This window comes from Deinococcus marmoris, assembly GCF_001949125.1.
Classification (GTDB): Bacteria; Deinococcota; Deinococci; order Deinococcales; family Deinococcaceae; genus Deinococcus; species Deinococcus marmoris_A.
The window spans coordinates 16,064-33,567 of sequence record NZ_MSTI01000156.1; the positions used below are offsets into that span (position 1 = coordinate 16,064).

At 65.4% G+C, this 17,504-nt stretch carries 17 protein-coding genes; 3 read left to right on the forward strand and 14 right to left on the reverse strand.

Annotated features, from left to right (window positions below; translation table 11 throughout):
• The first annotated feature begins 51 nt into the window (after window positions 1-51).
• Window positions 52-1,374: a glycosyltransferase gene (locus BOO71_RS22390; RefSeq protein ID WP_254843267.1), complete on the forward strand. Its 1,323-nt coding sequence runs from the start codon at window positions 52-54 to the stop codon at window positions 1,372-1,374.
• On the opposite strand, the gene BOO71_RS22395 is transcribed toward BOO71_RS22390, so the two are convergent.
• The 12 genes from BOO71_RS22395 to BOO71_RS22450 all read right to left on the reverse strand — a co-directional run bounded on the left by BOO71_RS22395 (window position 1,364) and on the right by BOO71_RS22450 (window position 14,288).
• A complete protein-coding gene (locus BOO71_RS22395; RefSeq protein WP_075836254.1) occupies window positions 1,364-1,888 on the reverse strand; it encodes a hypothetical protein in 525 nt (174 codons plus the stop codon). The genes BOO71_RS22390 and BOO71_RS22395 overlap by 11 nt on opposite strands.
• 3 nt (window positions 1,889-1,891) lie before the next feature.
• Window positions 1,892-3,067 (reverse strand): ABC transporter permease, encoded by a 1,176-nt coding sequence (locus tag BOO71_RS22400; RefSeq protein ID WP_075836256.1) that lies wholly within the window; start codon window positions 3,065-3,067, stop codon window positions 1,892-1,894.
• A 16-nt stretch (window positions 3,068-3,083) separates the two neighbouring features.
• Window positions 3,084-4,910 carry a glycoside hydrolase family 15 protein gene (locus BOO71_RS22405; RefSeq protein WP_254843268.1) on the reverse strand — a complete coding sequence of 609 codons (1,827 nt, stop codon included), beginning with the start codon at window positions 4,908-4,910 and terminating at the stop codon, window positions 3,084-3,086.
• A 91-nt stretch (window positions 4,911-5,001) separates the two neighbouring features.
• Entirely contained in the window at window positions 5,002-5,697 is a 696-nt protein-coding gene (locus BOO71_RS22410; RefSeq protein WP_075836258.1) for a hypothetical protein, read from the reverse strand.
• 70 nt (window positions 5,698-5,767) lie between these two features.
• Window positions 5,768-6,535, reverse strand: coding sequence for an aldolase/citrate lyase family protein (locus tag BOO71_RS22415; protein WP_075836260.1), 768 nt, complete (start codon window positions 6,533-6,535; stop codon window positions 5,768-5,770).
• Window positions 6,528-7,376 (reverse strand): 2-oxo-hept-4-ene-1,7-dioate hydratase, encoded by an 849-nt coding sequence (gene hpaH, locus BOO71_RS22420; protein WP_075836262.1) that lies wholly within the window; start codon window positions 7,374-7,376, stop codon window positions 6,528-6,530. The genes BOO71_RS22415 and hpaH overlap by 8 nt, the downstream gene beginning before the upstream one ends.
• Window positions 7,373-8,476, reverse strand: coding sequence for a sulfite oxidase (locus BOO71_RS22425; RefSeq protein ID WP_075836264.1), 1,104 nt, complete (start codon window positions 8,474-8,476; stop codon window positions 7,373-7,375). The genes hpaH and BOO71_RS22425 overlap by 4 nt, the downstream gene beginning before the upstream one ends.
• Window positions 8,477-8,588: 112 nt before the next feature.
• Entirely contained in the window at window positions 8,589-9,569 is a 981-nt protein-coding gene (gene hpaD / locus BOO71_RS22430; RefSeq protein ID WP_075836266.1) for a 3,4-dihydroxyphenylacetate 2,3-dioxygenase, read from the reverse strand.
• On the reverse strand, window positions 9,562-11,055 hold the full coding sequence (gene hpaB, locus BOO71_RS22435; RefSeq protein ID WP_075836268.1) for a 4-hydroxyphenylacetate 3-monooxygenase, oxygenase component: 1,494 nt from the start codon (window positions 11,053-11,055) through the stop codon (window positions 9,562-9,564). The genes hpaD and hpaB overlap by 8 nt, the downstream gene beginning before the upstream one ends.
• Before the next feature lie 2 nt (window positions 11,056-11,057).
• Entirely contained in the window at window positions 11,058-11,879 is an 822-nt protein-coding gene (locus tag BOO71_RS22440) for an NAD-dependent epimerase/dehydratase family protein (RefSeq protein WP_075836270.1), read from the reverse strand.
• The gene (gene hpaE / locus BOO71_RS22445; RefSeq protein WP_254843269.1) at window positions 11,876-13,429 is read right to left on the reverse strand and encodes a 5-carboxymethyl-2-hydroxymuconate semialdehyde dehydrogenase; all 1,554 of its coding nucleotides are present in this window, start codon (window positions 13,427-13,429) and stop codon (window positions 11,876-11,878) included. The genes BOO71_RS22440 and hpaE overlap by 4 nt, the downstream gene beginning before the upstream one ends.
• Window positions 13,430-13,487: 58 nt before the next feature.
• A complete protein-coding gene (locus BOO71_RS22450) occupies window positions 13,488-14,288 on the reverse strand; it encodes a fumarylacetoacetate hydrolase family protein (RefSeq protein ID WP_075836274.1) in 801 nt (266 codons plus the stop codon).
• Between the two features lie 115 nt (window positions 14,289-14,403).
• Here BOO71_RS22450 and BOO71_RS28075 point away from each other — a divergent pair, with 115 nt between their 5' ends.
• Window positions 14,404-14,670 carry a hypothetical protein gene (locus BOO71_RS28075; protein WP_175607510.1) on the forward strand — a complete coding sequence of 89 codons (267 nt, stop codon included), beginning with the start codon at window positions 14,404-14,406 and terminating at the stop codon, window positions 14,668-14,670.
• Window positions 14,667-15,773 (forward strand): PucR family transcriptional regulator, encoded by a 1,107-nt coding sequence (locus BOO71_RS22455; RefSeq protein WP_075836276.1) that lies wholly within the window; start codon window positions 14,667-14,669, stop codon window positions 15,771-15,773. The genes BOO71_RS28075 and BOO71_RS22455 overlap by 4 nt, the downstream gene beginning before the upstream one ends.
• Window positions 15,774-15,786: 13 nt before the next feature.
• Here the strand turns inward: BOO71_RS22455 and BOO71_RS22460 are convergent, their stop codons facing one another.
• Entirely contained in the window at window positions 15,787-16,665 is an 879-nt protein-coding gene (locus BOO71_RS22460) for a ParB/RepB/Spo0J family partition protein (protein ID WP_075836278.1), read from the reverse strand.
• Complete coding sequence (locus BOO71_RS22465; protein ID WP_075836280.1) at window positions 16,662-17,438, reverse strand: ParA family protein; 777 nt, start codon at window positions 17,436-17,438, stop codon at window positions 16,662-16,664. The genes BOO71_RS22460 and BOO71_RS22465 overlap by 4 nt, the downstream gene beginning before the upstream one ends.
• Window positions 17,439-17,504: the final 66 nt, after the last annotated feature.

Below are 17,504 nucleotides of genomic sequence, written 5' to 3' on the forward strand. Positions count from 1 at the left end.
TGTGAAAAATGGTCACATTGGATACAGATTGATGTTGGACATAGATTCGGGGTGGCTTCTCTGTGCGCAAATCCGTGCGCGAGGTCCCCTCTGTCCCGCATCCTGATCGCCTCGCAGCCCATCGCCGGGCATGTTCTGCCGTTGCTGCCCATCGTGCGGGAACTGGCGAGGCGCGGGCATGCCGTGCGCTGGTACACCGGGCGCAGGTACGCGGCACAGGTGGAGGCGGCAGGGGCCGAATTTCTACCCTTCGTCCACGCCCGCGATTTCGACGATGCCGATTTCGGGGCCACTTTCCCTCAGCGCAATCTGCGGCGCGGTCTGCGGCAGTTGCAATACGACGTGCAACAGATCTTCGTGGGCGGGATAGAGGGCAACATGCACGATCTGCGGCAGATTCAGCGGGACTGGCCCGCCGACGCCGTGCTGGCCGATCAGACGCTGGTGGCGGCGCTGCTGCACGCAGAGGTGGGTGGGCCACCCTGCGCGCTGCTGGGCGTCTTGCCGCTGGGCATCCAGAGCCGCGACACCGCGCCGTTCGGGCTGGGGCTACCTCCTTCTGCCACGCCCGCAGGCCGGATCAGAAACCGCGCCCTGCACTGGCTGACGCAGCAGATCGTCTTTGGCGCGGCGTCGCACGATTTGGCGGCAGCCTGCGGGCGCATGGGCGTGCGGCCCCGGCCCTTCGCCCTGCCGCCCTCGCCCCACCTGATGCTTCAGCCCACCGTCCCCGGCTTCGAGTACCCACAAAGCGATCTGCCGCGCACCCTGCATTTCATCGGTCCAATCACGCCGCCTGTTCCGGCGCAGATGAACCTGCCCGCGTGGTGGCCGGACGTTCTGGAAGCAAAACGCCCAGTGGTGCTGGTGACCCAGGGCACCCTCGCCACCGATCCGCGTGAGCTGATCCTGCCCACCCTGAAGGCGCTGGAAAATGAGGACGTGCTGGTCATCGCGGCGGGCGCGGGTGGTCTGGACAGCCTGCCTGCCAACGCCCGTGCAGCGGCCTTCGTTCCTTTCGCGGCGCTGCTGCCACACGTCTCGGTGTACGTGACCAATGGTGGCTACGGCGGCGTGCAGTCGGCGCTAGCGCACGGTGTCCCGGTGGTGGTGGCGGGCGGCAGCGAGGACAAGACGGAGGTGGCGGGCCGCGTGGCGTACGCGGGGGTAGGCCTGAATTTACGAACGGCCCGCCCCACGCCCGAGCGCATTCGCCGGGCGGTGCTGGGCCTGCTGGGCGACAGCTCCCAGCGGCAGCGGGCGCAGACGCTGGGAGCCGAGATGCGCCTGCACGACGCGCCGAACGAGGCCGCGACGCTGGTGGAACAGTTGGCGCGGACAGGGCGGGCGGTGAAACGGACAATCAGCCTCTGATTTCCAACTGCTGCAACCGCCAGCGCAGGCTTCGTTGCAACATGACCGGGTAGAGGTGGGTGGGGATGGTGGTCAGCAGCAGCCATCCGGCGGTATCGGCAGCGCGTAATCGCAGCGCGCCCACGGCGAGACCCAGACAGATCAGCGCCAGCAGCAGGTGGCTGTATTCCGCCTCGCGGGTGGCGTGATCCAGGCGCGCCAGGGATGCGCGCGTGCCGCCGAAGCCGCGCGCACCCCGGCGCAGGCGTTCCCAGCCCACCCATCTGAGAATATTCGCAAAGACGGGCGCTCCCAGCCTCCTGTAGAGAGGCACTTCCCAGCCGCCGACGGTAAAAAATGGGCCGCGTAGCACCGGCCTGGTCAAGGCCAGCAGGTACAACGCCCACCACATCAACAGGACCTGTACCCCCAGCGCGAAGAGCAGGGTGTGAACTCCGACGGCGCGGCCCAGCCCCCAGGCGGCCAGCGCCACCGCCAGCGCTGCGCCGCCGAGCTTCGCCGGGACGAGCAGCACGCCCTAGAGCCGTCCCAGCGCGTCCACCACGGTCACGCGTCCGGCGCTGCGGGCAGGCCACAGTCCGGCCAGCAGGCCCAGCGCCAGCGCCACGCCCAGACCCACCAGGATCAGGCGTGGGGTCAGGGCCGCGCCATTGAAACCCGCCAGATTCTGGGTGTAGACATTGATGCCGCGCACGCCCAGACCCGCCAGTCCCAGCCCCATCACACCCCCAAGTACCGACAGCAACACGGTTTCGCTCAGCACCAGCCGCCGCACGAAAGCGGGCCGCGCCCCGATGGCCCGCAGGGTGCCGAATTCGCGGGTGCGCTCGTAGACGCCCATCAGCACGGTATTGACCACGGCCAGCCCGCCCACGATCAGGGCGATGGCCGACAGGCAGACGCTCAGGATGTCAGCGCTGTTCAGCACTTTGCCGATATTGCCCACCACGTCCGCGCGGGTGCTGATCTTCAGGCCCAGCCCACCCACCTGTGGTTGCTTTGCCAGCGCGGCGGCCACCCGGTCCGCGTCGGCAGGATTCTTCAGGCGCAGCGCCACCAGCGAGAGGTTGTTCCCCACGCCGAAGGCGCGCTGCACGGCTTCGATCGGCAGGAAAGCGAAGGTGTCGGTCAGCGCGCTTTCCGGCTGGAGGATGCCGACCACCCGCGCACTCCCCCGCCGGGTCAGCTCCAGGGGGTCGCCCAGCCCCAGTCCCAGATTCTGCGCGGCCTTGGCCCCCAGCACGGCCACATTCTTTCCCGCGTCGCCCGGATCCAGCAGGCGGCCCTGGGCTGGCCGCACACCCGTGAACATGGCGTCGATGCCACTGTCAGCGGGCAGACCATAGAACACCGCGCTCTGGGCCGGGTCCAGCGACTGCCGGATGGTGGCGGCCACCGGGGTCAGGGCCGTGATACCCAGCGTAGGAGACAGCTTTTTCAGAGTTTCTACCACTGCCGGATTCATGTCCATGTGCGGCAGGAGGGTCTCCCCTGCCCGCGTACTCGCCACCTGAAGGTCCGGTCCCACTGTGCCCAGTTCAGCGGCGAACACATCCCGCAGGCCCTCGCCCAGCGACAGAAAAATGAGCATGCCGCCCAGCGCCACTGCCAGTCCCAGCGCTGTCAGGACGGTTCGCACTGGGCGGCGCAGCAGTCCCAGGCCAGCCAGCCTCAGCAGATCAACGGTTCGCACGGCCCAGGGTAGCGCGTCAGGATGTGGACCCGGCAGATGCAGTTCCAGCAGATGCAGTCCTGGCAGCCTCGGCCTCGGCCAGATCCACCACCAGACCGATCAGCGCGGCATGGACAAAGGTTTGCGGCACATTGCCCAGGGGCTGGCGGGTCCGGGGATCGGCCATCTCGGGCAGCAAGCCCAGATCGCCCCCGTAGGCCAGCACCGCGTCCAGGATCACGCGTGCCCGCGCCGGATCGCGCATCACCCAGTACTGGGCCACCCACAGTGTCCCGGCCAGAAACGCGCCTTCCTCATGCGTCCGGTCATCGGCCAGAAAACGCCAGTACAGGTGATCCTGACAGGACTCGCGTTCCAGTACGGCCACCGTCGCCAGCATCTCTGGCGAGTCGGGGGCGCAGAAGCCCCACACCGGATACAGGGCCGCCGTCACGTCCACACCCTCTTCTCCGGCCACGTAGGCGTACGCGCCCTCGGCGTTCAGAGCGTGAGTCATGACCCACTGCCGCGCCGCCGCCGCCGCCGCCTTCCAGCGCGCGGCCTGTGCGGGTTCCTCGCTGTGTTCGGCGATGTATTCCAGCGCCACGGCGGCCAGCACCTTGCCCGCCACGTAGGGCCGCTTGGTGCGCTCCTCCCAGATGCCGTAATCATCGTCCTGCCAGTGGTTCGCCAGAAATTCGGCGAACCGCTCCACCACCCCCCAGTGTTCACGGGTCCCTTCGCTATCGCGCACGTCAAAGCGCTCGTAGATCAGCTTGGCGGCCAGCAGCACGTTGCCGTAGGCGTCCAGTTGCAACTGCCCGCGCGCCCCGTTGCCGATCTGCACCGGGCGGCTGTTCTCGTACCCGCTCAGGTCCAATTGTGTTTCCTCGGGTGGCTGGCCGCCGTCCACCGTCATGAAGGGCGGCACGGGAAGGCCGTTCTGCGGCGTTGCCCGGGCGCAGATGAATTCCAGAAAGGCCCGGCCTTCCTGACCGTCGCCCCTGGCCCGTGTCAGGGCGCTGACCACCATGCCCGCGTCGCGCAGCCAGACGTAGCGGTAATCCCAGTTCTTCTGACCGCCTGGCACTTCTGGCAGGCTGGTGGTGGGGGCCGCGATGGTCGCGTTGCCCGCGTGATCGGTCAGCAGCCGCAGCGCCCGCAGCGAGGCCCGCGCGGCCTCCTCATAGGGGCCGTGATAGGTGGCGTGGGTGGTCAGTTCCTGCCAGCTCAGCAGCGACTTCTCGCGCCAGCGCGTCACGGTTTCCCAGTCGGGCGACTCCAGCCGTTCATCGCTCAGAAAGGCCCAGGCCGCCTCGTCCTGCGGCACCTCCACCACCACCGAGTCCCCCGTGATGCGGGGCAGATGTGAGGCGTACAGCCAGTGCTGCCCGTCAATCCGCACCGCCTCGCCCTGCTGCTCCAGGGTCACGGCGCGGCGGGCATAGTCGGGGGCGGCATTCAGGACCAGCCGGTAAGCCTGTGCGGCACTTGAGAAAACCCGGCAGATGCCACGCGGCAACCCCTCACCGAAGGGCATGAAATCGGTGATGGTCAGCTCCCCACCCCCGGAACGCAGGACCGTTTCCAGATGGCCACCGTCACCCAGGTAGCGGCGTCCGCTCTGCACCGCGCCTGCTAGCTGGATGGCCCACGAGCCGCCGCACGCCTCATCCAGCAGACGCGCAAGCAACGAGGGCGCATCGAAGCGTCCGGGACAGTACCAGACCACCTCGCCCAGGGACGTGACCAGCGCGGCGCTGCGGCGGTCACTGAGCAGCCCCAGATCGTGGATGCGGGGAGAGGGCTGGACGCCAGTTCTAGGGGTCATCTCGTCCTTCTGGGGCACAGGCTTCTGGGTCACGGGGCACTCTAGAGCCTGACTGGCCCGCAGATGGTCTGAAGATGCCAGTTCGGATGGGCAGATGGTCAAGTCACGCCCGGCTCTCCAAACTTCAGTCCTCGTCCTCAGCGATCTCGGCCCGGCTGAGCCACTCACTCTCGCCGGGAATCATGGCGTAATCGCACAGCGCCAGAAAGGCGGCGTCGCCCTCCTGCGCGCTGACTCCCAGGGTCAGGGTCACCTCGGCGGGCAACTGGCCCAGCACATAATTCACGGCACTTTCAGGGGTCAGTTCGCGTGGCAGCAGGGTCAGGCCCTCACCCTGCTTGAGAAGGCGGAAATCCGCCTGAAAGGGTCCGCCGTCCAGCCACTCGTGCAATTCACGTTCGGCCTGAAGCAGGGCCAGTTCCAGCCCGTGCGGGTGAGACAGCCGTGCCAGCAGCGGCAGACCGGAATGCTCTTCCAGCGTGACCTCCAGCCCCAGTTGCCCCAACTGGCTGATGTGTGTGGCCGCCGTGTGGGCCAGCCTCAGTCCGTCCGCGCGCAGGCGCTGCGTTTCCAGCGTCAACCGCCGCCACGCAGGGTCCTCCAGCCCGTCCGGGCCGATCACCACCGCGCCGTGCCGCAGGATCTGCCAGGAGGTGAAGGCCGCCGGAACCGACAGCAGTTCGGCCTCGTCCAGCCCGGTCACGGGAATCAGTTCGGCCTGCTGGAGCAGCACGGAAAGACCCGCCGCCGTGCGTTCCTGTTCGGCAGTGGGGTCTGTGGTGTAGAGGGTGGGTTGTGGGTTGACGAAGGCGACGATCATGGCCGCAGGGTAGTGGACACGGGCCGGGACAACCGTGGGCAAAAGTTGCTCGTCACGTGACGAGCAACTTTCAACTCTTCTTGAAACGCGTCGCCAATGCCGTACTGGCGCGGGAAAGCAGCGTCACGTCCGTTCCCACAGCGACGAAAGTGTAGCCCCATTCCAGATAGGTGTGGGCCTGCGCTTCATCCGTGGAGAGGATGCCCGCCGCCTTCCCCGTCCCCCGGATTCGCGTCGCCGCGTCCCTGATGGCGTTCTGAACATTCGCGTGACCGGGATTTCCCAGTTGCCCGAACGAGGCTGCCAGATCTGCCGGACCGATGAAGACACCGTCCACACCGTCCACCGCCGCAATTTCGTCCAGCGCCGCCAGTCCGGCGACAGATTCGATCTGGAGCATCAGGCAGACGCCATGATCTGCGTGTCGCAGATAATCGGCGTCCCGCCCGAAGCCGCTGGCACGGGCCAACGACGCGCCCACACCACGCACGCCGCGCGGCGGATAGCGGGTGGCGGAGACCAGTTCGCGCGCCTGTTCAGCGCTTTCCACCATCGGGATCAGGATGTTGCGAGCGCCGATATCTAATAGCCGCTTGATGCCCAACGCATCGCCCACGGGCGGACGCACCAGCGGGGCCACCGCCGGGTACGCGGCCAGTGCCTGCAAGCCCGCCAACGTGCTGCGGAGGTCATTGGGCGCGTGTTCGCTATCGATCAGCAGCCAGTCGAAGCCTGCCCCGGCGCAGACCTCGGCGCTGTAGGAATCGGCCAGCGCCAGCCACAAACCGTAAAGGGTGTCGCCGCGTTCAAGGGCGATCTTGAAAGTATTCTCAGCCATGTGCCACGCCACGCGCCTGACCGGCAAAACGGCACGAGAAAGTGCCTAACGGTCCGTAATCAAAGGTAAACACGTCGCCCGAAGCGATATCCACCGGGCGCGTGAATGATCCGGCCAGCACCAGTTCTCCGGCCTTCAGATCCTCGCCATGCGGGGCCAGACGGTTCGCCAGCCACGCGATGCCCTGCGCTGGATGCCCCAGCACGCCCGCCGCCACTCCCGTTTCCTCGATCACGCCGTTGCGGATACACAGCGCCGCCGCCCAGCGCAGGTCCAGGGCGTCTGGCCTGACCGCGTTGCCGCCGACAATGATCCCGGCGTTGGCCGCGTTATCGCTGATGGTGTCAAACACCCGGCGCGGCTTGCCCGTGGCGGCACTGACCCGCTGGATGCGTGCGTCAATGATCTCGGCGGCGGGGGTCACGTACTCGGTGGCGCGCAGCACGTCGAACAGGGTTACCCCTGGGCCACGCAGATCGTCCTTGAGGAGAAACGCCAGCTCCACCTCCACTTTGGGCGCAACGAAATCGGACAGTGGAATGTCGCCGTTCGGCTCGTAGAACATGCTGTTCAGCAAGGTTCCGTAATCCGGCTCGGTGATCTGCGAGGCGATTTGCATGGCCCGCGAAGTCAGCCCGATCTTGTGGCCGCGTACCCGCCCACCTGCATCCAGCTTGAGGCTGACCCAGGCGCGTTGTACGGCGTAAGCGTCCGCGAAGGTCATGCCAGGAAAGCGCTCAGAGAGCGGGGAGATTTGAACGCCGCTTTGCTCCGCGCCCTCCAGTTCAGCAGCCAGACCCGCCAGTTCAGTTTCAGGGATCACGCGTCCCGGCGTGGTCATGACTCCTGGGCCTTGACATAAACCGTGATCGGCAGCGGGAAGTTGACCATGTACCCGCCCCGTCCGGCGTCGTGGCCCGGCGTCTGCGTGCGGCCTGCCGAGTCGGTGGCGCGGGCCATCAGCGTGACGCGTCCGGGCTGCTTGGGCGTATGCCAGTCAAAGCGCCACCTGCGCCAGATGTGCGGTTCGGCAGGGTCCAGAAACTTCGCATCGGCCCAGGCTTCGCCGCCATCGGTGCTGACCTCTACCTTCGTGACCTCGCCCTCACCCGTCCAGGCTGCACCCATGATCTCAAAAACACTTTCCGCCGTTACGCTGCCATGTGGGGCGGGGCGGGCGATTTGTGCCTTGACCTGCATGGTGGTCATGGGAATCATCTGGGGCGAGAGGCCGTCCCGCTGTTGCCAGTAGCTGTAATCAATGGTCTGAAAGAAACCCTGGTACGGTGTGTCCGTCACATGCAGCTTGCTCAGCCATTTCACGGCGGCCATTCCGTACCAACCCGGCACCACGGCCCGCAGCGGAAAGCCGTGGTCCGGCGTCAGCGGTTGCCCGTTCATGGCGTAGGCCAGCAGCACGTCGTCCTGAGCCTTTGCCAGCGGCGCGCTGCGGGCGTAGCGAATCTCGCCGGGGGTGCGGCCCGGATCGGTCAGGGTTCCTTTATCGGCCCCCTCCAGAATGACTTCCAATGCCCCGTCCTGAATCCCGGCCCGCTCCAGCACGTCGCGCAGGCGCACCCCGGTCCACTCGGCAGTCCCCACCGCGCCCAGATCCCATTGCACGCCGGGCATGCGGGGCGACAGGTAGACCCGCCCGTTGCCCGCGCATTCCATCGTGGCGCTCAGCGTGTGGGACGGCATGGCCCGCAACTCTTCCAGCGACAGCGACAGGACAGAATCCACCCCGCCGCCCACCTCTAAGCGCCATGTCTGCGCGTCCAGGGGCGGCACCGGAAAATGGCTGCGAACATAGTGGGAGGGCTGGGGCGTTATCCGCCCGTCCAGCGCGTAAAACGGAGTTTCCAGATTGGGCGGTGACGCCTGACGGACGATCAGGGCGGGGGTGTACTGGGAAGAAGAATCAGCCGTGGGACGGGACATGGAGCCTCCTGTGGGGGTGAAGACAGTGTTTGCCCCATCATAGGCTTCAACTGAATCGATTTACATAGGTGAAAAAGAGCCGAACAGGATCGGCCCTCGCGTTTTTTCAAGGTCAGATCACATGCACCGGAATGCCCGTCAATTCTCCAGCGACTGGCTGCACGGTCCCTCCGTCAAAGGCTTCCATCTCCGAGGCTTCCTCAAACCAACTGCGCGGCGTTCTGGCCCCCCACAGCGTCTGCCGCCGGGGATCGTCGCGCAGCCAGCGGATCGGCTCGAAGTCGGGATCGACGGTAATGTAATCGGAGGTATACAGTTCGATGCGGTGGCCGTCCGGGTCACGGATGTACAGGAAAAACGCATTGGAGACGCCGTGTCGCCCAGGCCCACGCTCGATGCGTTCCGGCTGCCGCGCCCCGGCCAAGATGTCGCAGGTTCGCAGGATGGACATGGCGTCCGGCATCCAGTAGGCCCAGTGGTGCAGGCGGGGACCAGGGCCGTTGGTGAGGGCCAGATCATGCACACCGCCGCGCCGCTGAATCCAGGCCGCCCAGTAGCGTTCCTGTTCGTCTACGGTGTACTCGGACAATCTGAATCCAAGCGTATCCATGTACCAGCGCATGGTTTTTTCCACGTCCGGCACCATCACATTGACGTGATCGACACGTTGCAGGCCCGGCCCCCGGTGCAGGTGAAAGTCCTGCAAGAGCCACGGATACTTCTGGCTGACATGGTAGAAGGCAACTGGAATGTCGAAGGAGTCCTGCATCCGCAGCAGGCGCGGGCGGTCCAACTCCTCCTCCCAGCGGTGGGGGAGACCCTCGCGCTCAGCCAGGGCCACCAGCGCGTCCAGATCGGCCTCGCCGTTCACGCGGTAGGCGAGGTGACGCACGGTGGACGTGCCTTTCTCCTCCAGCTTGAGCGTCCACTCACGGTCCTCCACGCCGCGCAGGTACAGCGCCCCTGGCTCCTCGTGCAGGATGTTCATGCCCAGCAGATCAACGTAGAACTCGCGGCTGGCTTCCAGGCTCTTGACCGTGAAGACGGCGTGGGCGATGCGAATCAGGTTGGGCTGAATGGCGTGTTCAGTCATCTGCCGCCACCGGTTCGCGTTTGTCCTCGCGCTCTAAAAAGGCGTGGATGCGTTCCACATACGGCTGCTTGTCAAAAACCTCGTACAGCGCCGAGTGCATCCGCACCGGATCGCCGAAGAAGTAGCGCTCGTAGAGGGTCTGCCGCCCGGCAAAGCTACTCATGGACATGTCCCACGCGAGGCGGAACAGCTTGAGACGTTCCTCAGCGGTGGCCCGGCCCGCTTGCAGGTACTTGGCGATCTGTGGCCCCAGCGGGCCTTCCCGGTCTGCCTTGCTGGGCATCATGATGATTCCCGATGCGCCCAGCAGTTGCAGCAGCTCCGGCAGGCGGGCATGGTTGGCGGGGTAGTAGTTGCGGGCAGCGTCCAGCGGGCCACGCGCCGGGGTCATCACGCCGTATGGGTTGAGCGTGGCTCCCTCGCGCGCCGCCGCTTCCAGCCCCTTCATTATCTCCAGCATCACGATGATTTCGGCCACCTTGCTCTGGACGTGCTGAAATTGCCCGCTGCCGATGGCGTCCACGATGCTCTGCGCGGTGCCCAGAAACGCCTCGGTCTTGGCAATCTTCAGGCTGACCACCTGATAGGCCATGTGCAGCACGGCGTCAGTTCCGGCATATGCCTTGTTCGCCAGTTCGGTGTCGTACAGCAGGAACACGCGCTCCCACGGCACCAGCACGTCGTCAAAGATCACGAAGGCGTCCTGCTCGTCAAAACGGCTGGCTAACGGGTGGTCCTCCGGGTCACGGCCCACGTCAATGGGTTCGCGGCACTGGAAGCTCAGGCCCGGCGTGTTGGTGGGAATGCCGAAGCCCATCGCGTAGCGGCTCTTGTCGGCGTTTTCCTTCAGCACGGTGGAGGGAAAGACCAGAATCTCGTCGGCAATCGGCAGCGTCGCCATCATGCGTGCGCCGCGCACGATCACGCCCTCATCGGTTTCCTCCACCACGCCCAGCGCGATATAGGGGTCAGGCATCTCGGACGCCTGCTTGGCGCGGTTGACCTGCGGATTGGTCAGGGCGTGCGTCAGGCACAGATCGTTGTCGCGCACATGCTCGTAATAGCGGCGCATGTTGGCGGCGAAGTCGCGGTCCTCGCTGCCGGGGCGGCTGGCGTCGCACTGACCGAAATAGTCCGCGCCCATGCCTGCTGCCATCACGTTGGCATTCATATAGTCCGGCGCGCGGCCCAGAAAACCCAGCGAGTAATTGGCGCGGATGCGGTGCGCCTCGCCGATGCGCCGCAGGTCGTCCTTGCTGCGCGGCACCATGAAGCTGATGGCGTGACGTTCGCCGCCGTCCTCGTAGGTCAGGGCGTCCCGCAAGTCAGGCTGGTGTTGCAGGTCGTACAGCCCCGCCAGCGACTGGCACATGTTGCGGGTGGAGGGATGCGTGGTGGGATCGGTGATGCGCTCGCCGTCAATGTAGAGGGTGGGCGGGTTCTTCTGGAGGCGGGATAGGAATTGAGTTCCGGTGATGGCAGGCATAGTTAGTTCTCCTTCCCGGCGAGGCCGGTGTACTCCGAGTCCACGAAAATCCCACCCTGCCGCTGCTCAGTGATGTTGTCGGGATCACCGTGCAGGTGCTCAACCTCGGCGGTGTAGGCTTCGGCGTCGTCCTGCGGCGCGTAGCCCAGCACGTCCCAGCCTTCCGGGGACATCCAGCGGCGGGTGTTGCCGCTGATGCCCGCCACGATCAGGTAATCCACATCCGGAGTGGTGACAGCGCGGGCAAACAGTTGTGCGGCGTTGCGTGGGGAAAGCCAGGTGGACAGGTGGCGGGCATCTTTCGGCTCCGGCTGGAATGAGCAGATGCGGACGCCCACAAATTCAATGCCGTAGCGTTCCCAGTACATGCGACCCAGTGCCTCGCCGTAGACCTTGCTGACGCCGTAGAAGGTGTCTGGGCGCACGGGAACAGTGGGGGAAATAGTTTCTGCGCGTGGGTAGAAGCCGACGGTATGAATGCTGGAAGCAAAGGCCACGCGCCCCACACTCGCCTGCCGCGCCGCTTCCAGAACGTGATAGGTGCCGTCCAGATTCACGTCCCGAATGGCCTCATAGGTATGTTCGTCGGCGATGCCTCCCAGATGAATCACGGCGTCCACACCCTCCATCGCGGCCCGGACCTCTGCAAAATTGGTCAGATCGGCGTGGACGATTTCTTCTCTGCCCGTTGCCTGGCCCAGATCGCGGTTATCGGTCAGGCGCAAGATAGGGAAGGCGTCGCCCAGGTATTCCCGCAGGTGCTGGCGCAGGGCCGTGCCAACTTCTCCGGCAGCTCCGGTCAGGAGGAGGCGACCAGCGGTCATTCCGCCAACCTTTCATCCACCCCATCCCGCTGCGGCTGAGGTTTCCCCACCCCCAGCCGCGCCGTCTTGTGCGTTCCCAGCGAGATGGCGATGTTCTTGGTTTCCATGTAGAACTCGAAGCTGTAATCGCCGCCATCGCGCCCGATGCCGCTGTTCTTGACGCCGCCAAACGGTGTGGGCAGGTGCCGCACGTTCTCAGAATTGACCCAGATCATGCCTGCTTCCAGTCCCTGTGCGAAACGGTGGGCGCGGGTCAGGTCGTTGGTCCACAGGTAGCCGGCCAGCCCGTATTGCACGTCGTTGGCGAGGGCCAGTGCGTCCGCTTCATCGGTGAAGGGAATGGCGGTCAGCACCGGGCCAAAGATTTCCTCCTGCGCGATTTTCATGTCATTGCGGGCGGCGGTGAACAGGGTGGGGGAGACGAAGTTGCCCTCCTGCCCGACGCGCTCGCCCCCGGCGGCAATCGTCGCACCGTCCGCTTTGGCCTGGTCAAAGTACCCCATCACCTTTTCAAAGTGGCGTGGGTGGACGAGCGGGCCAACTTCGGTTTCTGGATCGAGTGGATCGCCCACGCGGATGTTCTTCGCGCGCTCGGCGATACGGGCAGTGAAGTCGTCGTAAATCCCATCCTGAATCAGCACGCGGCTGCTGCTCGTGCAGCGTTCGCCGTTCAGGCTGTAGATCATGAAGACCACGGCGTCCAGCGCCTTTTCCAGATCGGCGTCGTCAAAGACCACCACCGGATTCTTGCCGCCCAGCTCAAAATGCACACGCTTGAGGGTGTCGGCTCCCTGCCGCATGATGTGGCTGCCCGTGGTGGTCTCGCCAACGAAGGCCACCGCCTTGATCAGCGGATGCTCAGTCAGCGCCTTGCCCGCGCTCTCGCCGAAGCCGTGGACGAGATTATGCACGCCTTTCGGTAGCCCCGCCTCGTCCATGATCTCGGCCAGCAGCGTGGCGGTGACTGGACTCCACTCGGCGGGCTTGTGGACCACCGTGCAACCGGCGGCCAGCGCCGGGGCAATCTTCCAGGTGGACAGCATAAACGGCGTGTTCCACGGGGTGATCACGCCGACGGGGCCAATCGGCTGGCGCAGCGTGTAGTTGATGAAGCCGGGCGCAGGCAGGCTCTGGCCGTCTGCCGCACTGGGCGCACGGTCCGCGAAGAAGCGGAAATTGTCCGCGCCGCGCGCCGCCGCCGACTTCATGAAGCGGATGGCCTGCCCAGTGTCAATGCTTTCCAGCACGGCGATTTCCTGCGCCCGTGCCTCAATCAGATCGGCCACTTTATGCAGAATCTTCTTACGTTCCTGCCCACTGACCTCGCGCCATATCTGAAAGGCGTCGTGGGCAGCATGGGCGGCAAGGTCAATGTCGGTGGCGTCGCCACTGGCAACCGTCGTCAGTACCGAATTGTCCACGGGCGAATGCGTCTCAAACGTCTCGCCGCCGTGCGAATCGGTCCACTGGCCGCCGATGAAATGCTTTAAGCCCTGGCTCAGTCGGCTGTCCCGGAGCTTCGCGGCGAGGTCATGGTTCGGCTGTGCCATTTGGGAGGGTACCGTTTGGGGGGGTGCAGTCTGGGTCATATCCACTCCTTGGGAGGCATCATCGTCCGTCCCACTCGCCTTCCTTGCTCTCCTTGCCCTGAATCGGCTCCGCACCCTCGTCTTCCTCGACGATGTCATTCACCAGCGTTCCCAGCCCCTCCACTTCCAGGGTCATCACGTCGCCGGGGCGCACATGGCTGATGCCTTTGGGCGTACCCGTCAGGATCACGTCGTCCTTTTGCAGGGTCATGAAGCGCGAGATATGTTCAATCAGCTCGGGAATGGAAAAGATCATGTCGCGGGTGGACCCTTCCTGCCGCAGTTCGCCGTTGACATGGGCAGTCAGCCTCAGATCGTGCGGATCGGCAATTTCATCGGCGGTCACGTAATACGGCCCCAGCGGCCCGAAGGTGTCCCAGCCCTTGCCGCGCATGGGGGGGCGGAAGGTGTTGGTCACGTAATCGCGCACCACCAGATCGTTGCCGATGGTGTAGCCGCCTACGTAATCCATTGCGTCTTTCGCCTTCACGCGCCGGGCGTCGCGGCCAATAATCACGCCCAGTTCCACCTCGTAGTGCATGAATTCCGCGCCTCGCGGGTAGATCACGCTGCCCCGGTGGGGGAGGAGGGTGGTGTTCGGTTTCCAGAACAGCGCGGGTTCCGTGGGCTGACTCAGTCCCAGTTCTCCGGCGTGATCGTTGTAGTTCAGCGCCAGGGCAATGACCTTGGGTGGGTCCACGGGCAGCAGAAACTGAACGTCGTCAGGCGTGTGGGCGACGCCAGCAGCGTCGATTAAGTTTCCGTCGTGCAGGTGGCCGTTCAGGGTGCGGCCTCCAGCGATAAAGCGGGCGTATTTCATGTGGTCTCCGGGGAGAGGGGGCGGCAAATGGGTTCGGATCCAGCATAGAACCCCTGCTGGCCTGAGAGTTAGAGAAAGTGTGGATTTTGGAGCCAGTTCCTGTATCTTCAGACAAATGTCAACCCTCAGTAAAGTGCGCCTCTGCCTTGGCTTGGAGGCTGGCGCAGTGGAAACCGGCGCAGATGACGGGGCAGCCTTCGCAACAATGGAGGGGGCCGTTCGTCTTCTTTCCAATCTGCCGCGTTCAGAGCAGTTCTCCGAATTACGTCACCGGAAAAAGAGACTTCCGGCGACTCCATTCTCTGCTTCGCAGCTTTGCAAGTCCGTCCTACTCGGCGAAAGCCTCTCACTTCGCTCGGTCATAAAAATGGTCTTTTTATGACAACTGCTGTAGAGGTAGAGGCGGCGGCACAGGCCACACTGGCTTTTGCGGCGCTTCAGAGTCCTGGCCTGTCCACCCTGCTGGGTGCGCTGCGCGGCGCGGCCATGTCGCCCCAGCCCGAGCGTGAACTGGTGGAACTGACGGTCAACTGGACTGGAGGCTTCGCAGAGATCCGGGCCAGTTGGGGGGACACGGTTGCCTCGGCAGGCCGGGCCACCGGACCGACGGAAACCACACGCCTGGACCACCACGAACGCCACGTCGGGACACTGACCATCGCCCTCCCCGCCCCGTGGCAGGTTCTGATTCCCGTGCTGGCTGAATACGCCCTATTGGCCCGCTTACGTTCGGCAGCGGCGGGGGCGGCGCGGCGGCGGGTGGGGGAGAGGATGCTGGACGCGCTGCTCTCCGGGCAGGAGGCCAGCGGCTCAGACGGGCTGGGGCCGGAAGCCTTCGCGCTGGCCGTGGCCACCCTGCCGCCCGGCACACCACGAGAGGATCAGGCGCTGGACCTGCTGGCTGCGGTGGGAGAGGGCTATTTCAGCGAACGCCGTCTGGTGGGCCATTCCACGGTGCGCGCAGGAGGCCAGGGGGGAATGGCGGTGTGGCTGTGGACCACCCTTGACCTCTCCCGCGAGGCGCGCGAACTGCACCTGTCACTGACCTCCTCCACAGCGCTGGCCGTGAGGCTGGGGATCAGCGGGCGGCAGGCAGGAGGCACGCGTGAAATGATTGCGGGCATCCAGACGGCACTTGCGCAGGCCCGGCAAGCGCTGTCGGCCACGCAGCGAACGCGGGCCTACACTGTGTTTCACGAGATGGACGCCCTTCATAGCCTGATCTCGGATGGCAGTCTGAACGTGCTGGCCGCGCAGGTGAACGCGCAACTGGACACACTGAGGGACGGTGGACGCACCGCCGACACCCTGCGGGCTTACCTCGCACACCGGGGAACGCTGGCCGAACTGGCCCTCGCGCTGGAGATTCACGTTAACACCCTACGTTACCGCCTGCGCCGCGCCGAGGAAGTGCTGGGCGGGCGAATGGGTGACCCGGCGCTACTGGCACGGCTGTATCTGGCCTTTGGGGCCGAAACGGTATAGGGGAGGGATAGTTTCAGTCGGAGTCGGTCAGCAGGGCTTCAAGCTGACGCAACAGCTTCTCAGCCCGCTCCCGCTTCCTGACGTCAAGCCGTCCCAAAGTTTTTGGGTCGCCCAGACGGCGGGCCAGCGATTTCCAGTGGCCACCCGCCACCACCTTCGGGCTGACTGCATCACGCAGTTGCTGAACGGTGGCCCCTGCCTGGGCCTGGGCAATCAATTCGGCCCGCTCTTCGGCCTGTTCCACCCGTCCGATGATCAGTGCCTTGCGGTAGTCGAGACCCGCTCGCACGGCGTCCTGAACATCATCTGAAAGATTCAGGACGGCGGCGCGGTTGCGGATGAAGCTGCGCCAGGTTTCGCCGCCGAGTGCGCCAAAAGCGGTATCCAGCCGTGCTACCAGTTCCGGTTCCGACTCCGGGTGACGGTCCAGCGCAAACATGCGGGCCACAGCCTCTGTTTCTGGCACGTCCAGGGTGGCGGCGGCCACTTGCAAGCGGGCGCGCACCTCCTCGATCACGTTCAGGTTCTCGCGTTGCAGGTTCTCCACGGCGGCAGCCATGCGCGCCTCGGTGTCGCCGAGGGTACGGATCAGCACCGGCACCTCGCTCAGGCCCGCCTGCTGCGCCGCCCGCCAGCGCCGCTCGCCCGCCACGATCTCGAAATTTCCCCCGCCCAGGGGCCGGACCAGCAAGGGCTGGAGAACACCCTGCTCCTTCACGCTGCGCGTCAGCTCGTCCAGGCTGGCAGGATCAAAATAACTGCGGGGCTGAAACTGGCCGGGCTGCAAGCGGGTCAGCGGCAGCGTGGTGGCGGCAGGCTGGCTCAGGGAATCCATACCCTCCACCAGACCGCTCAGCCGCGCCCCGATGACTGGACGGGTCTTGCGGGTCATGCCCCGACTCCGGGAATCTGGACCGTAAGACCTACTGCCCGCGCGATTTCCGCCGTGACCGTCAGCACGTCGCGGTGAACTGGCGAACCCGGCGCATACACGCCCACCGGCTGCCCCGCGCTGGAGCTGTCGTTCCACACCGCCCCCCGGTCTGCAATCGGGCTGGCAAGAGGGGAAAGCAGGCCCTGCAAGGCCGCATAAGCCTCCCGGTCATGCGAGCGCCGGGAGTCGTAGAGGGTGGGCACGTACAGCGCCACCGTCAGGTCCGGGCGCAGCTTGCGGTAGGTGGCCATCGCCTCGGACAGTCCGGCCAGCGCGTTCATCCCCTTCTGGCGCGTCGGCACCGGCACGATCAGGTGATCGGCAGCCAGTGCACCCAGAATCGAGAGCTGCCCCAGACTGGGCGGGCTGTCGATCAGCACCACGTCGTAGCGGTCCGCCACGTCCAGCAGCGCCTGACGCAGGTGCAGATGCGCGCCCACCACGCCCATCATCTGTCCCTCGGCCAGCGCCAGAGAAACGTCGCTGGGAATCAGATGCAGGCCGTGGACCTCGGCGGGTGGGGGCAAGGGATCACCGCGCGAGGCCGTGTTGTACACGGTCTGCTCGCGCGTCACTCCGCTGACGCCCAGCCAGTCGGTCAGATTGGCCTGCGGATCGAGGTCCACCAGCAGCACCCGCTGTCCGGCCTGCGCCAGCGTGAAACCCACGTCGCGGGTCAGGCTGGATTTCATGACCCCACCAGCGTGGTTAAACAGCGTGAGTGTCTTCATTAAGCCTCAGCTTATCGCATCATCGCCCCGAAAGAGACTCCTGTGAGCCTGGGAACAGAGCGGAAA